This window comes from Saccharibacillus alkalitolerans (assembly GCF_011090185.1).
Classification (GTDB): Bacteria; Bacillota; Bacilli; order Paenibacillales; family Paenibacillaceae; genus Saccharibacillus; species Saccharibacillus alkalitolerans.
Map to the genome: position 1 here is coordinate 470,441 of NZ_JAAFGS010000002.1, position 14,399 is coordinate 484,839.

15 protein-coding genes are annotated in these 14,399 nt (G+C 56.3%); 2 read left to right on the plus strand and 13 right to left on the minus strand.

The genetic code is table 11. The features are described from left to right. Window positions 1-111: 111 nt before the first annotated feature. From GYN08_RS07600 to GYN08_RS07660, 13 genes are all read right to left on the minus strand, one after another. Entirely contained in the window at window positions 112-699 is a 588-nt protein-coding gene (locus GYN08_RS07600) for a hypothetical protein (RefSeq protein ID WP_166273586.1), read from the minus strand. A gap of 221 nt (window positions 700-920) precedes the next feature. After that, window positions 921-1,985, minus strand: a complete 1,065-nt coding sequence (locus GYN08_RS07605) for an iron-hydroxamate ABC transporter substrate-binding protein (protein ID WP_166273587.1) — start codon at window positions 1,983-1,985, stop codon at window positions 921-923. 203 nt (window positions 1,986-2,188) lie between these two features. Continuing rightward, window positions 2,189-3,034: an undecaprenyl-diphosphate phosphatase gene (locus GYN08_RS07610; protein ID WP_166273588.1), complete on the minus strand. Its 846-nt coding sequence runs from the start codon at window positions 3,032-3,034 to the stop codon at window positions 2,189-2,191. A gap of 158 nt (window positions 3,035-3,192) precedes the next feature. Then, complete coding sequence (locus GYN08_RS07615) at window positions 3,193-3,915, minus strand: hypothetical protein (RefSeq protein ID WP_166273589.1); 723 nt, start codon at window positions 3,913-3,915, stop codon at window positions 3,193-3,195. 25 nt (window positions 3,916-3,940) lie between these two features. Beyond that, complete coding sequence (locus GYN08_RS07620) at window positions 3,941-4,609, minus strand: deoxynucleoside kinase (protein WP_166273820.1); 669 nt, start codon at window positions 4,607-4,609, stop codon at window positions 3,941-3,943. Window positions 4,610-4,685: 76 nt separating this feature from the next. Further along, a complete protein-coding gene (locus GYN08_RS07625; protein ID WP_166273590.1) occupies window positions 4,686-5,324 on the minus strand; it encodes a deoxynucleoside kinase in 639 nt (212 codons plus the stop codon). A gap of 412 nt (window positions 5,325-5,736) precedes the next feature. Further along, on the minus strand, window positions 5,737-6,864 hold the full coding sequence (locus GYN08_RS07630) for a WG repeat-containing protein (RefSeq protein WP_166273591.1): 1,128 nt from the start codon (window positions 6,862-6,864) through the stop codon (window positions 5,737-5,739). A 28-nt stretch (window positions 6,865-6,892) separates the two neighbouring features. Then, entirely contained in the window at window positions 6,893-7,942 is a 1,050-nt protein-coding gene (mnmH, locus tag GYN08_RS07635; protein WP_166273592.1) for a tRNA 2-selenouridine(34) synthase MnmH, read from the minus strand. An 80-nt stretch (window positions 7,943-8,022) separates the two neighbouring features. Then, a complete protein-coding gene (selD, locus tag GYN08_RS07640; protein WP_166273593.1) occupies window positions 8,023-9,072 on the minus strand; it encodes a selenide, water dikinase SelD in 1,050 nt (349 codons plus the stop codon). 131 nt (window positions 9,073-9,203) lie between these two features. Further along, entirely contained in the window at window positions 9,204-9,593 is a 390-nt protein-coding gene (locus tag GYN08_RS07645) for a response regulator (protein ID WP_166273594.1), read from the minus strand. Window positions 9,594-9,738: 145 nt separating this feature from the next. After that, window positions 9,739-10,419, minus strand: coding sequence for a Na-translocating system protein MpsC family protein (locus GYN08_RS07650; RefSeq protein WP_235945995.1), 681 nt, complete (start codon window positions 10,417-10,419; stop codon window positions 9,739-9,741). 153 nt (window positions 10,420-10,572) lie between these two features. Beyond that, window positions 10,573-10,971, minus strand: a complete 399-nt coding sequence (locus GYN08_RS07655; RefSeq protein ID WP_166273595.1) for a response regulator — start codon at window positions 10,969-10,971, stop codon at window positions 10,573-10,575. 163 nt (window positions 10,972-11,134) lie between these two features. Continuing rightward, window positions 11,135-11,815, minus strand: a complete 681-nt coding sequence (locus tag GYN08_RS07660) for a Na-translocating system protein MpsC family protein (RefSeq protein ID WP_235945997.1) — start codon at window positions 11,813-11,815, stop codon at window positions 11,135-11,137. 239 nt (window positions 11,816-12,054) lie between these two features. On the opposite strand from GYN08_RS07660, the gene GYN08_RS07665 reads away from it, so the two are divergent. Together GYN08_RS07665 and GYN08_RS07670 are read left to right on the plus strand one after the other, a co-directional pair. Further along, complete coding sequence (locus GYN08_RS07665; RefSeq protein WP_166273596.1) at window positions 12,055-13,134, plus strand: permease; 1,080 nt, start codon at window positions 12,055-12,057, stop codon at window positions 13,132-13,134. 435 nt (window positions 13,135-13,569) lie between these two features. Next, window positions 13,570-14,322, plus strand: a complete 753-nt coding sequence (locus GYN08_RS07670) for an SGNH/GDSL hydrolase family protein (protein WP_166273597.1) — start codon at window positions 13,570-13,572, stop codon at window positions 14,320-14,322. The last annotated feature ends 77 nt before the right edge of the window (window positions 14,323-14,399 follow it).

Sequence of the window (14,399 nt, forward strand, 5' to 3'; positions counted from 1 at the left end):
GCAAAAGAGACAAAACTGTATCCTTTGCCGCTTTTCCCGCCCGTCTTTCGTCTATTTTATACAGCATGCATTGCGAAAAAGCCTCCGAATTGTATCCGAATCGTAAACCGTTCAACGGAACCTATCTTTAAGCCATTGGGCCATGGGCTTCAGCACTTCCCGCTTGATCCAGCGAAGCGGCGGAGCGACCATTTCCCGATAAAGCCAGCGGATCGGACGCTTTATTGCGTTTCTCCACAACCAGCGAAGCGGGCGAAGAATCAGGAAGCGCCACAATGCGGCGATAGCCGTGCCGAGCCAGAACGCCGCGATGCGGCAGGCGTGCATGACCGGACGCAAAATATGAACGTAGAAGCTCCGCAGTCCGTAAATCCAAATGAACCGCAGCGGCATATACACGGCGTAACGGAAAAAGGGATAGACGATATACGCCGAAACGAAACGCAGCGCCGGCCGAACGAGCTTCTCCCACAGCCAACGGGCCGGAATTTGGAACGCGTACCGCCACAGCGGCCCCAGTGCATGGCGCCATACCCATTCCGCAGTCGGGACCATGATCCGCAGCAGCAGCCAGGAAACCGACGGTTCCAGCACTTTGCCCCACAGCCATCCGGCGGCAAGCTGAATCAAATAAATGGGGAAATAAAAAAGGAAGACGATGCCCCTGAGCATACTTTTCGCCAGACTTCCGAGAGTCACGATACCCGCGCTCCTTTCCGATACTTCTTACGGTATACGTGTCTATTATACCCGAAGTCGCGTTTTCGCCGTTTTTCCCCGGCCTGTTCCTTCGATCCGCGCCGAACCGCGAAAAAGCCCGCAGCATCGCAAAGGCGGCCGCGGGCTCGATCAAGGCAGAGGTTTCGGGGCAGGCCATTTCATGCGTCCCGCCGCCGTTTCCCTGTTGATTCAAAATATTTTCACTTGCTTTCCTCGGCGTTCTTTGTCAGCATGTCGACAATCTCCGTAACCTGTCCCTTGATCGAGATCGGATCGTAGCGGTAGAACTTGTCGAAGTCGTTGACGAAGACGCGGTTAGCCTTCACCGCCGGCAGGTTTTTCCATACGGCGGAATTTTGCAGCTCTTTCAGCTTGTCGCCTTTTTTCTCCGGATCGTACGAGGTCACGAACATGTAGTCCGCCGCATAGTCGGGCAGCACCTCCATCGACAGCTGCAGGAAGCCGTCTTTGTCGGCGACATCGGTCTTGATCTTCTCCGGCATCTTCAGCTGCAGCGCGTTGTAGATCGCCTGGCCGGCACGACCGGAATTTTCGCCGAACGTCCAGAGCTCGCCTTTGTCCGTGATTTCGTAAAGACCGAACGTCGCGTTCTCGTCGACGACGCCCGCAAGCTTGGCGCGTCCTTCCTCGGCGATCTTTTCGAAGTCGGCCAGGAACGCGTCCGCTTCCGCCGCACGTCCGGTCAGATCGCCGAACAGCTTGACGTTGTCTTCGACCGTGCTTGCCGTGCCGTAAGGAATGTATACCGTCGGCGCGATCTTCGACAGCGCGTCGTACTGGTCGTCGTACATGACGACGATCAGATCGGGCTTAAGCGTGATCGCCTTTTCCAGGTTGGTCGGGTAGCCGACGTCTTCGGTATCGTTCAGCAGGCCTTCGAAGAACGGATTGTCCTTGACGCTCGGTTCCGCGCCGACCACATTCGCTCCGACGGTCAGCAGCTCGCCCGCATAGTAGTCGGTTACGATCCGCTGCGGATGGGCCGGGATTTTGATGTCGCCCTTAACGCTCGCATAGGTGCGCATCTCGCCGTCGGACGCTTCTTCCTTCGCTGCCGGCTCGGCTTCGGTCTTGGCCTTATCGGCCCCCTCATTGGCAGACGCGCTTTCCTTTTCCGTGACAGCCGCCGCATTTTCGCTTCCTTCCGCCTTCTGAGCGTCGTTCGAAGCCCCGCAGGCCGAGAGCACCATGACGAGCAGCAGCAGGAAAGCCGCGGCCGCCAGGCGGTATTTTCGTTTGTACATATGTGTAATCCCCCTATATGTATTTTGATAATGGTTATCATTATCATATCCATGGAGATCATAACAAATGCCTTTCCCCTTCGTCCATGGACAATGATTACTATATTTCATGGATTATTGTCACATTGTCTCGGATAAGCACCTAAAAAAACCGTACGGCCGATAAGGCCGTACGGTTTTGAAAGAGCGGGCCGAGCGGACGATCAGAACCATACGAAGTACAGAACGACCGCCAGCACAATCCGATAAATCGCGAACGGAATCAGTTTGATGCGATTAATCAGCTTCAGGAAGAAGCGGATCGAAATCATCGCGAATACGAAAGCGCTGATAAAGCCGACGATAAAGTAAGGCAGCGCGTCCAGCGTGAAGGATGCCCAGCTGTGCCGCAGCGATACCAAGCTCGCTCCCAGCATGATCGGAACGGCCATAATGAACGTAAAGTCGGCCGCGGCGCGGTGGCTCATGCCCACCAAGACGCCGCCCGAGATGGTCGCGCCGGAGCGCGAGAAACCCGGCCACAGCGAGATGCACTGGAACAATCCCATATAAAGAGCTTTTCCGTATGTAATCTCATCCACGCTTTCGATCGTTCTGCGTTTGGAATTGCGCATGACGATATCGGCCGCGATCATCAGAATCGCTCCGATCACGAGCGCGCCCAGCACAGTCTCCAGCGAGAACAAATGCTCATCGATATAATCGTTGAACAGCAGCCCGAGAACCGCGGCAGGAAGCAGGCCGATCAGCACATGCAGCAGATTCAGCTTCGGCGTACCCGCCGGCGCGCCGGAATGGCGTCCGCGCAGACCGAGCAGCTGATAGAACTTTTCCCGGAACAAGATGACGACCGCCAGGATCGAACCCAACTGAATCACGACTTTGAACGTATTCGCCACCTCTTTGGAGCCGAAAAATTCTCTCGATTTCAGCCACAGATCGTCGACGATGATCATATGCCCCGTCGACGATACCGGAGCGAACTCCGTCATCCCTTCGACAAACCCCAAAATCAGCGACTTGAATAAGGAAAATAAATCCCAGTCCACTCTCTCACGCCTCTCCGCGTTCTTTTTTCTAAGGCATTTCCTATCTTAGCACGGCGATACAGGGCAGGTCAGCATGCGAAATCGACAGCCGAACGGCGGTTTTCCGCCGGAACCGAAGAGCGCCTCCCTGGGGAAGGAAACGCTTCGGTGCGGCCGGGTTATCTGGCATACCGGAGCAGCGCTTCCGCGGCGCGCACGCGCAGCTGCGGATCGCCGCCGCGAAGCGCTTCCCGCAGTACGGCGACCGCTTCGCGCAGCGTTTCTTCGTCTATGACCGATGCCGCGAATCCGGCGGCGGGCGAAGGAACGGCCTGCTGCTCAAGCTGCCCCGCCTTATAAGCATTCGCCTCCGAGGTCGCCGCCGATTGAATTCCGGGCAGCCTCCCGCCGGGAGCCTGAGCGGCGAACGCTTCGAGGCCCGCCAGTTCCGCCGGAAGCGGAAAACGCGACGCCGCAGCCGCCGTTCCTTCGGCTTCCGGCGCCGCCGCGAATTCCCGCAGCAGCGGATTCAGCGAGGCCGCCGGAAGCACGCCGAGCCAGGTGACGCCCCGGCGGTGGCAGGTCGCCTCATCCGGATTGTCGTAATCTTCGCGATAATAGTAATCGCCCAGATCGCCCAACCAGACGCTGCCTCCGCAGGGAACCAAGACGTAATCGCCGTCTTTCATGCCGCGGACGAACAGGACGACTTCCTCCGCGCGGCGCTCAAGCTCGCTCCCTTCATATCCATACACCCGATTAAGCCGCTTAGAAACCTCTGTCCCGTCGGCCTCTTCCAAGTTTCCGATCCCCGGGTAACCGATGCTGACGAAGCAGTCACGCAGAAAGTCTTCCATGCGGTTCTTCCCCTGCACGACAGGCGAAATTCGGAACAGATTCATGCGCCGCCACCTCCGTATTCGGTCATTAGACGTTCAAGCCGGCTTTCTCCCTGCGGGCTTCCGCAACTTTTTCGCTCACTTTGACGATGATCTCGTCCAGCGAAGCCGGATCGTTCACGTCGTATTCGTCGATGTTCAGGCGCAGTACCGGGCAGGCGTCGAATTTCCCGATCCAATCGGCATAGCGGACGTGCATCTTTTCCCAATAGGTCACTTCCGTCTGGATCTCCATTTCGCGCCCCCGCTCGTTGATGCGTCCCAGGATGGACGGCAGGCTGCCTTCCAGATAGATCAGGACGTCGGGATGCGGGAAATACGGAGTCATGACCATCGCTTCGAACAAGCTGGAATAGGTCTCGAAGTCGACCGCGGACATCGTGCCCTGATCGGCGTGCATTTTCGCGAAAATGCCCGTGTCTTCGTAAATGGAGCGATCCTGCACGAATCCGCCCCCGGCCTCGAAGATCGCTTTCTGCTCCTTGAAGCGCTCGGCGAGGAAATAAATCTGCAGATGGAAGCTCCAGCGTTCGAAGTCGTGGTAGAACTTTTCGAGATAGGGATTGTGGTCGACCTTTTCGAGCGAAGTTTTGAAACCGAGACGTTCGGCCAGGGCCGCGGTCAGCGTCGATTTGCCGACGCCTACCGTGCCGGCTACCGTAATGAGGGCATCGGCGGGAATATGGGATTGTGTCATGGTCATGTCAGACTCCTTCTGTAATTGAAAATATCGTCGCGGGACTCGATTCGGCTGCGCGAAGCGGCTTCCTCGTTCAGCGGACGGGACCGCCGTAAATATGCGCTTTGACCTGTTCGGCGATCGCGTCAAAATGTTCCGGCTCGGCCACGAAGTCCACGGCGTCGCCGTCGACGGTAATGATGGTCGTCTCCGGCTCGGTTACGGCCAGCGAAGCCATCGCCGATTCGTAATCTTCGATCAGCTGCCGCAAATAGGCTCGGTCCATGTCCTGCTCGAACGAGCGTCCGCGCTTGGCGATGCGGGCGAGCAGCGTTTCCAGGCTGGCTTTGATATATACGATGACGCCGGGCTTCGGCAGATCGTCGGTCAGCACATGATAAATCTGCCGATACTTCTCGCGCTCGCGTCCTTTAAGGGTGCGTTCGGAGAAGATCAAATTTTTGTAAATATGATAATCCGACACGACGGGCGTGCCCTGGCGGATCAGCTTCGACTCGGTGTCGCCGAGCTGCTTGTACCGGTTGCACAGGAAAAACATTTCGAGCTGAAAGCTCCACTCGTCAAGATTCTGATAGAACCGCTCCATAAATGGATTTTCCTCGACGATTTCTTTGAGCACAGGCATATTCAATTCCGCGGCCAGCATCGTCGCGAGCGTCGTCTTGCCCGCTCCGATCGGTCCTTCCACGGCGATAAAGGGAACTTGGTTCATTGGGAATCCTCCTGCTTCTGCCGCCCTAAGCGGCGCCGGTCCGAAAATAGACTCACACATTGTATCACAGCCGGCCGCAAAACCGGATAGGCAAATTCAAAAATCATGCGGCATAAAAAAGCGTAAAAAAAAGACCCCGAAGGGTCTTTTCAACGTGCCTTGAAGGTCTGATTACGAGTGAAGCGAGAAGGCGGAGGGAGAAATTCAGTGGAGGAGCGCCAGCGTTCGCCTTTGAAATCGAGAAAATTCCGCTAAAATTTGATCCTTTTTCTCGATTTCAACACGCGACCGGAATGAATTTCTCCCGCAGCCGACAAGCTTTTACAACAAATTGGGCTTTCAAGGCATATCGAAAAGACCCCTAAAGGTCTTTTCGGCAAATGATTTCTCTACCGCAGCTTTTAAGTATTCGTCATGGGGTCGGATAAGCAAAAGTCCATACCCTTTGGCCCTGCTTGCCGATGTACATAATCTGTCCGTTACGGCTAACCATGGCCAGCTCCCCTTTAAAATCGTCGGCGTTATCATACTGAATGGGGATTACGACTTTTCCTTGTTTGTTAACGTATCCCCATTTATCGTTCAAGCTTACCGCGGCCAGCCCGTTATGAAAAGGTTTCACGAAATCGTAAGCCGGCTTGATCGCGAATTTGCCCGTCGTATCGATAAAACCGTATTTCTGGTAAGCATATTTGGAGTTTTTCACTCCGGCAAGTCCTTCAGAGAAATCAGGCCAATCCGATAAAAAGTGACGGTATTCGGGGTCCTGACCTTTATCGAAAATTAATTTTCCCGTCTTATCGATATAGAAAACAGAATTCCCGTTGATAACTATGGCAGCGGCTCCGTTTCTGAAAGGTCCGGCTTCAAGCGTTCCGAATGGAGCAGCGGGATAACGAATAACCTCCCTGCCATTTTTATCTATATACACTAGTAAAGTGTCGTTCACTTGGACTCCCGCGAGTCCTTCCGAAAATTGTCCGGCTGCTTTAAATTTGGCTTTGACGATTAAGCTCCCGTTCAGGTCGATATATCCCCAAGACTTATTGATTTTGACGGCCGCCCGTCCTTCATGAAAGTCCTGCACTTCGCGGTAGGTCGGTTGAACGACCCATTTGCCCGCACGATTTATGAACCCCCACTTGTTGTTTGCCTTCGCGGCCGCCCGTCCGCTGCTGAACGATCTTATGTCTTGGTATTTCGGAGGAATAACAAGCTTCCCCGTCCGATCGGCAAATCCCCATAGCTTTCCTTGTTTCACGCCGATCAGACCCTCGATAAACAGATCCGTACCCAGTTCGTTTTGGTTGTACACAAGCCCTTCGATTGCGTTCCCCCCGGCATCGATAAAACCGATTTGATTCTCCCCGATAATAACGGGATATAAATCATCGCTTACCGAAGACGTCTCCGCCAAAGTGCCCGTATGGATCAAATCCGTATGGAGCCCCGTCGAGCCTGCATGGGCCGGCCCGGACGAATTTGCCCCGATTAGCAAAAATCCGACGACACACGAGATTGTTAACATTCTTTTCATCATGATTGCCTCTCCGTCACGTTTTATTCGATCAGCGATTCGGTCTCCCGAACTCCGCCGCCAGAATATCCTTGATCCGCTCCGCGGCTTCTTCGGCCGTCGCAGTCCGGATCTCCAGCGTCGCCTCGGGATTCAACCGGCCCTCGGAATACTCATACTTGGGATCGTAATAGAATTCCAGCATCATCCGCACGGCGTCGGCGTACTCGCCGCTTTCCATCAAACGATGAATGTCGGCCGCGATCGGCTGGTGGATATGCTCTTTGATGCGCAGGAAAGACGCCATGCAGGCTTCGGCGTGCTCTTCCGGCCTGTAGTCCTCGATGATATGGCGAATCCGTTCCTCCATCGGCAGTTCGACGCGCAGCTGCACGCCCTGTTCCTTCTTTTTCATCAAAAAAGCCGGAACTTCCACTTTGCCGATTCGTTTGCTCTCGGCTTCGAGCAGAATGTAAGGCGCATCGCCGATCTGCATCAGGCGCTCCAGCAGCAGGGCGTCGAACGTCTTCTGATTGCGCGCTTCCACGCCGATGCCGCCGAATACGGACCCCCGGTGCCCGGCCATTCCTTCAAGGTCGATGACCGGATAGCCCTCTTCCCGCAGCCGGTGCAGAATGGCCGTCTTTCCGTTGCCGGTGTTGCCGTTCAGCACGAACGCGCGGGCATTCAGCTCGAAAGTGTCCAGCTGCCCCACGACCCACTTGCGGTAGGCGCGGAATCCGCCGTTCAACCGATACGCGCGGATGCCCATCAGGTCGAGCACGGTCGCCGTCGTCCGGCTGCGCATGCCGCCTCTCCAGCAGAAAACGGCTTTCTGTCCTTCGACCTCTTTGAACTGCCGGACGAATTCCGGCAGCTTGGCCGAGGCGATCTGCAGGCCCCGATCTTTGGCCTGTTCGACGCCGACCTGTTTATACAGCGTGCCGACCTCGGCTCGCTCTTCGTCGTCGAACAGCGGAATGTTCACGCTGCCCGGGATGGAGGCGCTGCGGTACTCGGACGGGGAGCGTACGTCGATCGTCGAGATCTCGCCGCTCGCCCGCTTGGCCAAAAGTTCTTCTATCGTAATATCCTGAAACAAATTCGTTCTCTCCTTTGATGAGCCGCCGGAAGGCCGCCGAACGACTGCCGAACCTTTTCCGTGTCCGGCCGCCCAAAATGTTAAATGACGGTAATGCGGCCGGCGTTCTCGGCGGTCGCTTCGCCGATCGCCGAAGCTTCCACGCCCGCCGCTCTCAGCTTGCCCAGCAGTTCGTCCGCCTGATCGCCGGCTACGGCGATCAGCAGGCCCCCGGACGTCACGGCGTCGCACAGAATGAAGCGCCCGATCTCGTCCATCTCCTCGGGGAACGTCACGTCGCCTTCGATATGCGCGTAGTTGTTGCGCGTGCCGCCCGGCACGGAACCGCCTTCGGCCAGTTCGCGCACCCGCGGCAGCAGCGGCACGTCGCCGGAAGAGATCACGATGCCGGTTCCGCTGCCTTTGGCCATCTCGGTCGCATGGCCGAGCAGGCCGAAGCCCGTCACGTCGGTACAGGCGTGCACGTCGTACGGCTCCATGATTTCGGCGGCCGTCTTGTTCAGCGTCGCCATCACGGATGTGACCCGGGCGATCTCTTCTTCGCTCAGCAGGTCCTTCTTGATCGAAGTCGTCAGGATGCCCACGCCGATCGGCTTGGTCAGAATCAGCTTGTCGCCCGGCTTGGCGCCGGCGTTCGTGCGCACACGGTCCGGGTGAACGGTGCCCGTTACCGCCAGGCCGAATTTGGGCTCCTTATCGTCGATGGAATGGCCGCCGACGAGCGTGACGCCGGCTTCGGCCATCTTGTCGCCCGCTCCGCGCAGAATATCGGTCAGGACCGATTTATCGAGCGTATGGATCGGAAACGCGACGATGTTCAGCGCGGTCAGCGGACGTCCGCCCATCGCGTAGATATCGCTGATCGCGTTGGCCGCGGCCACCTGGCCGAAGTCGTACGGATCGTCGACGATCGGGGTAAAGAAATCGAGCGTCTGCACGAGCGCCAGCTCGTCGGTCAGCCGGTAGACGCCGGCGTCGTCGCTCGTATCAAGTCCGACCAACAGGTTGGGATTGGCGGCCTGCGGAGGCAGGTTGCGCAGCACCTGCGCCAGATCGGCGGGGCCTATTTTGCAGCCGCAGCCTCCTTTGGAGGAGAGGGAAGTCAGTTTGATTTTTTCGGGTGTGGACATGGGAACCTTCCTTTCGTCATTTCCGTTTATGGAAGCCGGACAGCCGTCCGGCGAATCGCGAAGATCGAACTCGGCGCACGGATGCGCTCCTGTCCATTCTACCACTTTTCCTCCGGCAGCGGTGCCGCTCTTCACGAACAGGAACTCCAAAAGGTCCTCACTGCCTGAACGAAGCTTTTCATTTCGAGCGGCTTCGTCCAATAAACGTCGAATCCCGCCCGCATTCCCTGCTCGATCTCTTCGTCCAGTACGCAGGCGCTTACCGCCCACACGGGAATAAGCAGCGTTTCCGGCCGGCGGCGCAGCTCGGTCAGCCCTTGATATCCGTCCATGCCGGGAAACTTGAGATCCATCAGGATCAGGCAGGGACTTGCGGCGCGCGCCTGCTCGAGGCCTTCCTCGACGGTGAGGGATTCCAGCAGAGTCAGCTGTGAAAGCTTCTGTTTGAACACGTGACGCATCACCAACATGTTGGAGACGTCGTCTTCGATATACAAAATCCGGTTTTTCGCGTTTTGCAACAAAATCACTCCTTAAAAAAAAGAAGCCGGAACAAAGGCACGCGCATGCACGTCCTCGTTCCGGCTCGAATGTTCGGCTCATCCGAAGATGTCCGATTCGCTCCCGCTTTATGAATTTGCTCCGGCCCTCCGGCCTTCCGGCCTTTCAGACATCGAATCGGCAGACGATGATGCTGTCGTCCCGATCGAAGTCCCAATCGATATACAGGTCCTGCAGCGGCCTGCGCACGGCTCTTCCGTAACGAGCGTCCTGCCACAGCAACCTCTTTTCAACCTTGCGCTTGGCCGTCTTCATGACGTCCGTATAACCGAGGTTGTTAAGTTCTTTTTCCAACAGAATCGCGATTCCTCTTCGGAAAATCAGCAGCGTCCGCGGATCGACCCACCAGGATTCGATCGTGCTCGGCTTTGCCTGCGTCTTCGTCAGCACTTCGACGGTCTGCCGATGCACTTCTTCCTTGCCTTCGTAATCCCGGACGGTACTCAGTTCCTGTTCGAACAGAGCGACGATTACGCCGGAAGCGTCATCCAAGTTCCAGTCGTAGAAGACTTTCGTCTGCCGAAACCCGAGCGCTTCTTCGAAAAAGGTCTGCAGCTCCGGTACCAGGGACTTCATCATAAGCTCCCGGGCGTATCTCAGCGTCTTCTCCTCTTTCTCGGCAAGCAGAACGTCTTCCATGGGATTCAGGAATCCCTTAAAATGAAGCACGACGCTGCGGTCATCCAGAGCGACTCCCAGCACTTCGGGTCCCTTGCCGAAGCGGCTTCTGAGCAGTCGGCCCGCATGACCCGTAATCAGCTTGATTTGATCCTTTTTGTTCATCATGTCTAGGTTACCTGTACTTCACTTCCCCAAGGTATACCCGGCGTTCAGGATCTGGGTGCTGGCGGCGTGGCCGAACGTGAGCATTCCCCACCAGTATACACCTATTTCGCGCACATTGGTCAAACCAGGGCCGAATTCCGTATTTTTCCGGCTTTATTTTTCGGCCGTTTCCGGTTCCAGCGCTTCCTCGACCAATCTGACGAAACTTCCCATTCCGAGCGGTTTTTTCAGATACTTCTGAAATCCCGCTTCCAGTCCCTGCTTTACGTCGTCGTCGAGCGCGCTTGCGCTAACCGCCCATACCGGAATAGATGTCGTGTTCGGATCGGAACGCAGACCGGCCACTCCCTCGTACCCGTCCATGTCGGGCAGCTGAATGTCCATCAGAATCAACTTCGGACGGTGCAGACGCGCGAGCGCCAGCCCTTCTTCCACATTCCAGGCCTCCAGCAGGGTAAGCCGGGGCAGTTTCTTCTTGAATATATGCCGCATCAGCAGCATGCTGGAACGATCGTCTTCAATATAGAGCACGCACATCGCATCTTTGACCAAGTTGACCCTCCTTTGTCCAAAAAAATAGGCCGAAGAAGAGGTGCGCCCGCACCCTTTCTTCGACCCGATTGATCAGCGCATCCCGCGGGAGTCTGAATCGTTGCCGATCGTATTCTTTTCCGAACTTGCCCGAAACCGCGCTTATGCGGCTTCAGGCAGGCTTCTATTCCTGAAATATGTAAATGACGACGCTGCGATCGCGATCGAAATCCCAATCCGCGTACAGATCCGTTAACTTTTTGTTCAGAATGGCGCCGGCGTTCGCGTCTTGTTCCAGCATGCGCTTTTCCAGACGACGCTTGGTCGCTTTGAGGACTTCCGTATAGCCCAACTCGACCATCTCTTTTTCCAGCAGTACGGTTATACCCTGTCTAAAGACCGCCAACATTTTCGGGGTGACCCACCAGGAGTCGATGTGTTCCGGAATTTTTTGGATCGCGGCCGTCACGTTGACGACTTTTTCGTGAACGTCCTCTTTGCCCGGATAATCTTCCTGGCTGTCGAGCGCCGAACCGAACATACCGACGATCGCTCCGGACGCGTTATGAACGCCCCAATCGTAATAAAACTCCGATACGTTCAAATCCGCGTTTTCCTGCAAAAAAACTTTGAGTTCCGGCAGCAGCGATTCCATCAGGAGCTCGCGCGTGTAACGGAACGCTTTTTCTTCTTCCTGCGTCAGCAAAAACTTCTCCACCGGTCCCATGAAGTTGCGCAGATGGAACACGATGCAGCGCTCGCACAGAAAGACGTTTACCGCTTCGGGGCCCTTGCCGAAACGATTTCTCAGCAGCTTTCCGACGTAACTCGTCACCAGGCTGATTGTTTCTTTTTCATTCATCATCAAACACCGGCCCAGCTTGTCAAGATATGCCCAGAATTCGGACACATCGGCTCTACGACCTAGGTGAAGCAGCCGAATAATGAGCATTCTAAACCAGTATACTGTAAGTTTCCTGAAGAAGCGATAGCAAAATTAGGAAAACTTTTAGATAGCAAGCGTAAAAAACGATATCGTTTTGCGGCGGTTATGCTATAATTGGCGTTTGTAAAGCATATTCGACAACAGGGGGTTTTTGTAACATGTCTGCTGCTTCTTCGGCTTCAGGCTCCCATTCCCAACGCAACAAAGCAATCCTGCTTGCCGCCGTATTTATTTTGATCGCGGCTGCGGGGCTTTTTTATGTGAAATGGTGGCCGTATTACCATAAAGCGTTCAAGGCGGCGGCCGATCATTCGATCGGATCGTCGATTCTCGGCGAAGGCGGGCAAGCCGCGCCTTCCTGGGCCGCGGCCTGGGACTATGCCGTCGTCTACTTCAAAGCCGTCTGGAAAGCCGCCGTGCTCGGTATCCTGCTCGGTTCGCTCGTGCAGGTGCTGCTGCCGGCGCAGTGGCTGCTCAAGACGCTCGGCAAAACGTCGTTCGGCAGCACGCTCGCGGGCGGAGCGGCCGGCTTGCCGGGCATGATGTGCTCGTGCTGCGCCGCTCCGATCGCCGTCGGCCTGCGCAAGAAACAAGCATCCGTCGGCGCCAGCCTCGCCTTCTGGATGGGCAATCCGACGCTTAACCCGGCGACGCTGATCTTCATGGGCTTCGTTCTCTCATGGAAGTTCGTGGCGCTGCGGATCGTCTTCGGCATCCTGCTCGTGTTCGGGGTCAGCTACTGGGCGAACCGCTTTGCCCCGGAAGCGAAGCTGCCGGAAGAAATGCAGCCGGAACCCGAAGGGACGCTGACCACGGCTTCCGCCGCGCCGGAACAGCCGCTGCTGCTCCGCTGGATCAAGAGCGTGGGCAGCATGGCGCTGACGCTCGTGCCCGCTTACTTCATCTTCGTGCTGCTGCTGGGCGCGGCGCGCGTATGGCTGTTCCCGGCCGGCGGAATCGAAGGCGGGAATCAGCTGCTGCTGATCGCCGGATTCGCGATCGCGGGCATGCTGTTCGTCATCCCGACGGCGGCGGAGATCCCGATCGTGCAGTCGTTCATGGCGCTCGGCCTCGCAGGCGGACCCGCAGCGGCGCTGATGTTCACGCTGCCGGCCGTCAGCCTCCCTTCCCTGCTGATGGTATCGCGCTCTTTCCCGAAAAAAGTGCTGCTGTTCGTCGCCGGTTCCGTCGTCGTGCTGGGCGCGCTCTGCGGACTGGCGGGAATGTTGATTTTGTAAGCCGGAGTTCAGCGGAACGGGCCTTTTGGCGAAAAAACGATGAACGGTCGCTCCTTGGTGGAGCGGCCTAGAGTGTCGAGAAAGTCCAGTACGTAGAAAATCCGCAGGGACTGCGGAGGAAATTCGTTCCGGTCGCGTGTTGAAATCAGGAAAAAGGATCAAATGGTAAAGGAATTTTCCCGATTTCAAAGGCGAACGCTATCGCTCCTGCACTGAATTTCCTCCCCTGCTTGTCGGCTTTTCATTAGATTAGACTTTCTCGACAAGTTGACGGCCGCTCCTTGGTGGAGCGGCCGTTTTTTTTCGAAAAAGGAACCCGTTCCGTCGTTCCGGCTTGCCCCTGTTCGGAAGCGGGGCGTACAATGAACAGTAGAGCGAACGACGCGGAAACATGAAGGCAGCGCATCGCAAAATCGAAAAACGCGGGGTGAGCGAATGAATCGGGAAAGCACGAACAAAGCGGAAACGCCGAGCGCGGAGGAAGGCATCCGCTATCTGGTATCGGGAGACTCCATCTCCAAAGGCGTCGTGTACGACGAGGCGCGCAGCAAGTACGTCATTTTAAAAGAAAATTACGTCTCGCTGCTTCAAAGCAGCCTCCAGGGCGCGGTTCGAAATACGTCCAGATTCGGCAACACGCTGCTCAAAGGCATCGGCCATCTCAAGCGCGACGCGCTGAACGACCGGCCGAGCATCGTCCTGATCGAGTACGGCGGCAACGACTGCGATTTCGATTGGGACGAGATCGCCCGCGATCCGCACGCCGAGCACCGGCCCAAGACCGGATTCGACGAGTTCAAGACCATGCTGATCGAGTCGATCGATTATCTCAAAAGCCTGCGGATCACGCCCGTGCTGATGACGCTGCCTCCGCTGAACGCGGAAAGTTATTTCAAATGGGTCAGCCGAAACGATCCGGAAGCGCAGCGCAGCATTCTTCAGTGGCTCGGCAGCGTCACGAAAATTTATTGGTGGCAGGAACGCTACAATTCGACGATCCTGAACGTATCGCAATCGACCGGAACCCGAGTGATCGACGTGCGGGGAGCGTTTTTGGAGCATCCGGATTTTACCCGCTTCCTTTGTTCCGACGGTATTCATCCGAACAAGGAAGGCCATCGGTTGATCTGCGACAAAGTCATGGAGTTTTTGAACAGGGATTACGGACATCTGCTGCAGGAACGATGATTCCCCGCCGAACGCCGCCTTACCGAAAAATAACCGTCATACGCCGAAAAACGGGACTCTTCCCCTTTTCGGCTTTT

Excerpts from the sequence above, each read along its gene's own strand:
- GYN08_RS07605 (WP_166273587.1), bottom strand. The coding sequence starts at position 1,985 with ATGTACAAACGAAAATACCGCCTGGCGGCCGCGGCTTTCCTGCTGCTG.
- GYN08_RS07615 (WP_166273589.1), bottom strand. The coding sequence starts at position 3,915 with ATGAATCTGTTCCGAATTTCGCCTGTCGTGCAGGGGAAGAACCGCATG.
- GYN08_RS07620 (WP_166273820.1), bottom strand. The coding sequence starts at position 4,609 with ATGACACAATCCCATATTCCCGCCGATGCCCTCATTACGGTAGCCGGC.
- GYN08_RS07625 (WP_166273590.1), bottom strand. The coding sequence starts at position 5,324 with ATGAACCAAGTTCCCTTTATCGCCGTGGAAGGACCGATCGGAGCGGGC.
- GYN08_RS07630 (WP_166273591.1), bottom strand. The coding sequence starts at position 6,864 with ATGATGAAAAGAATGTTAACAATCTCGTGTGTCGTCGGATTTTTGCTA.
- selD (WP_166273593.1), bottom strand. The coding sequence starts at position 9,072 with ATGTCCACACCCGAAAAAATCAAACTGACTTCCCTCTCCTCCAAAGGA.
- GYN08_RS07650 (WP_235945995.1), bottom strand. The coding sequence starts at position 10,419 with ATGATGAACAAAAAGGATCAAATCAAGCTGATTACGGGTCATGCGGGC.
- GYN08_RS07660 (WP_235945997.1), bottom strand. The coding sequence starts at position 11,815 with ATGATGAATGAAAAAGAAACAATCAGCCTGGTGACGAGTTACGTCGGA.
- GYN08_RS07665 (WP_166273596.1), top strand. The coding sequence starts at position 12,055 with ATGTCTGCTGCTTCTTCGGCTTCAGGCTCCCATTCCCAACGCAACAAA.
- GYN08_RS07670 (WP_166273597.1), top strand. The coding sequence starts at position 13,570 with ATGAATCGGGAAAGCACGAACAAAGCGGAAACGCCGAGCGCGGAGGAA.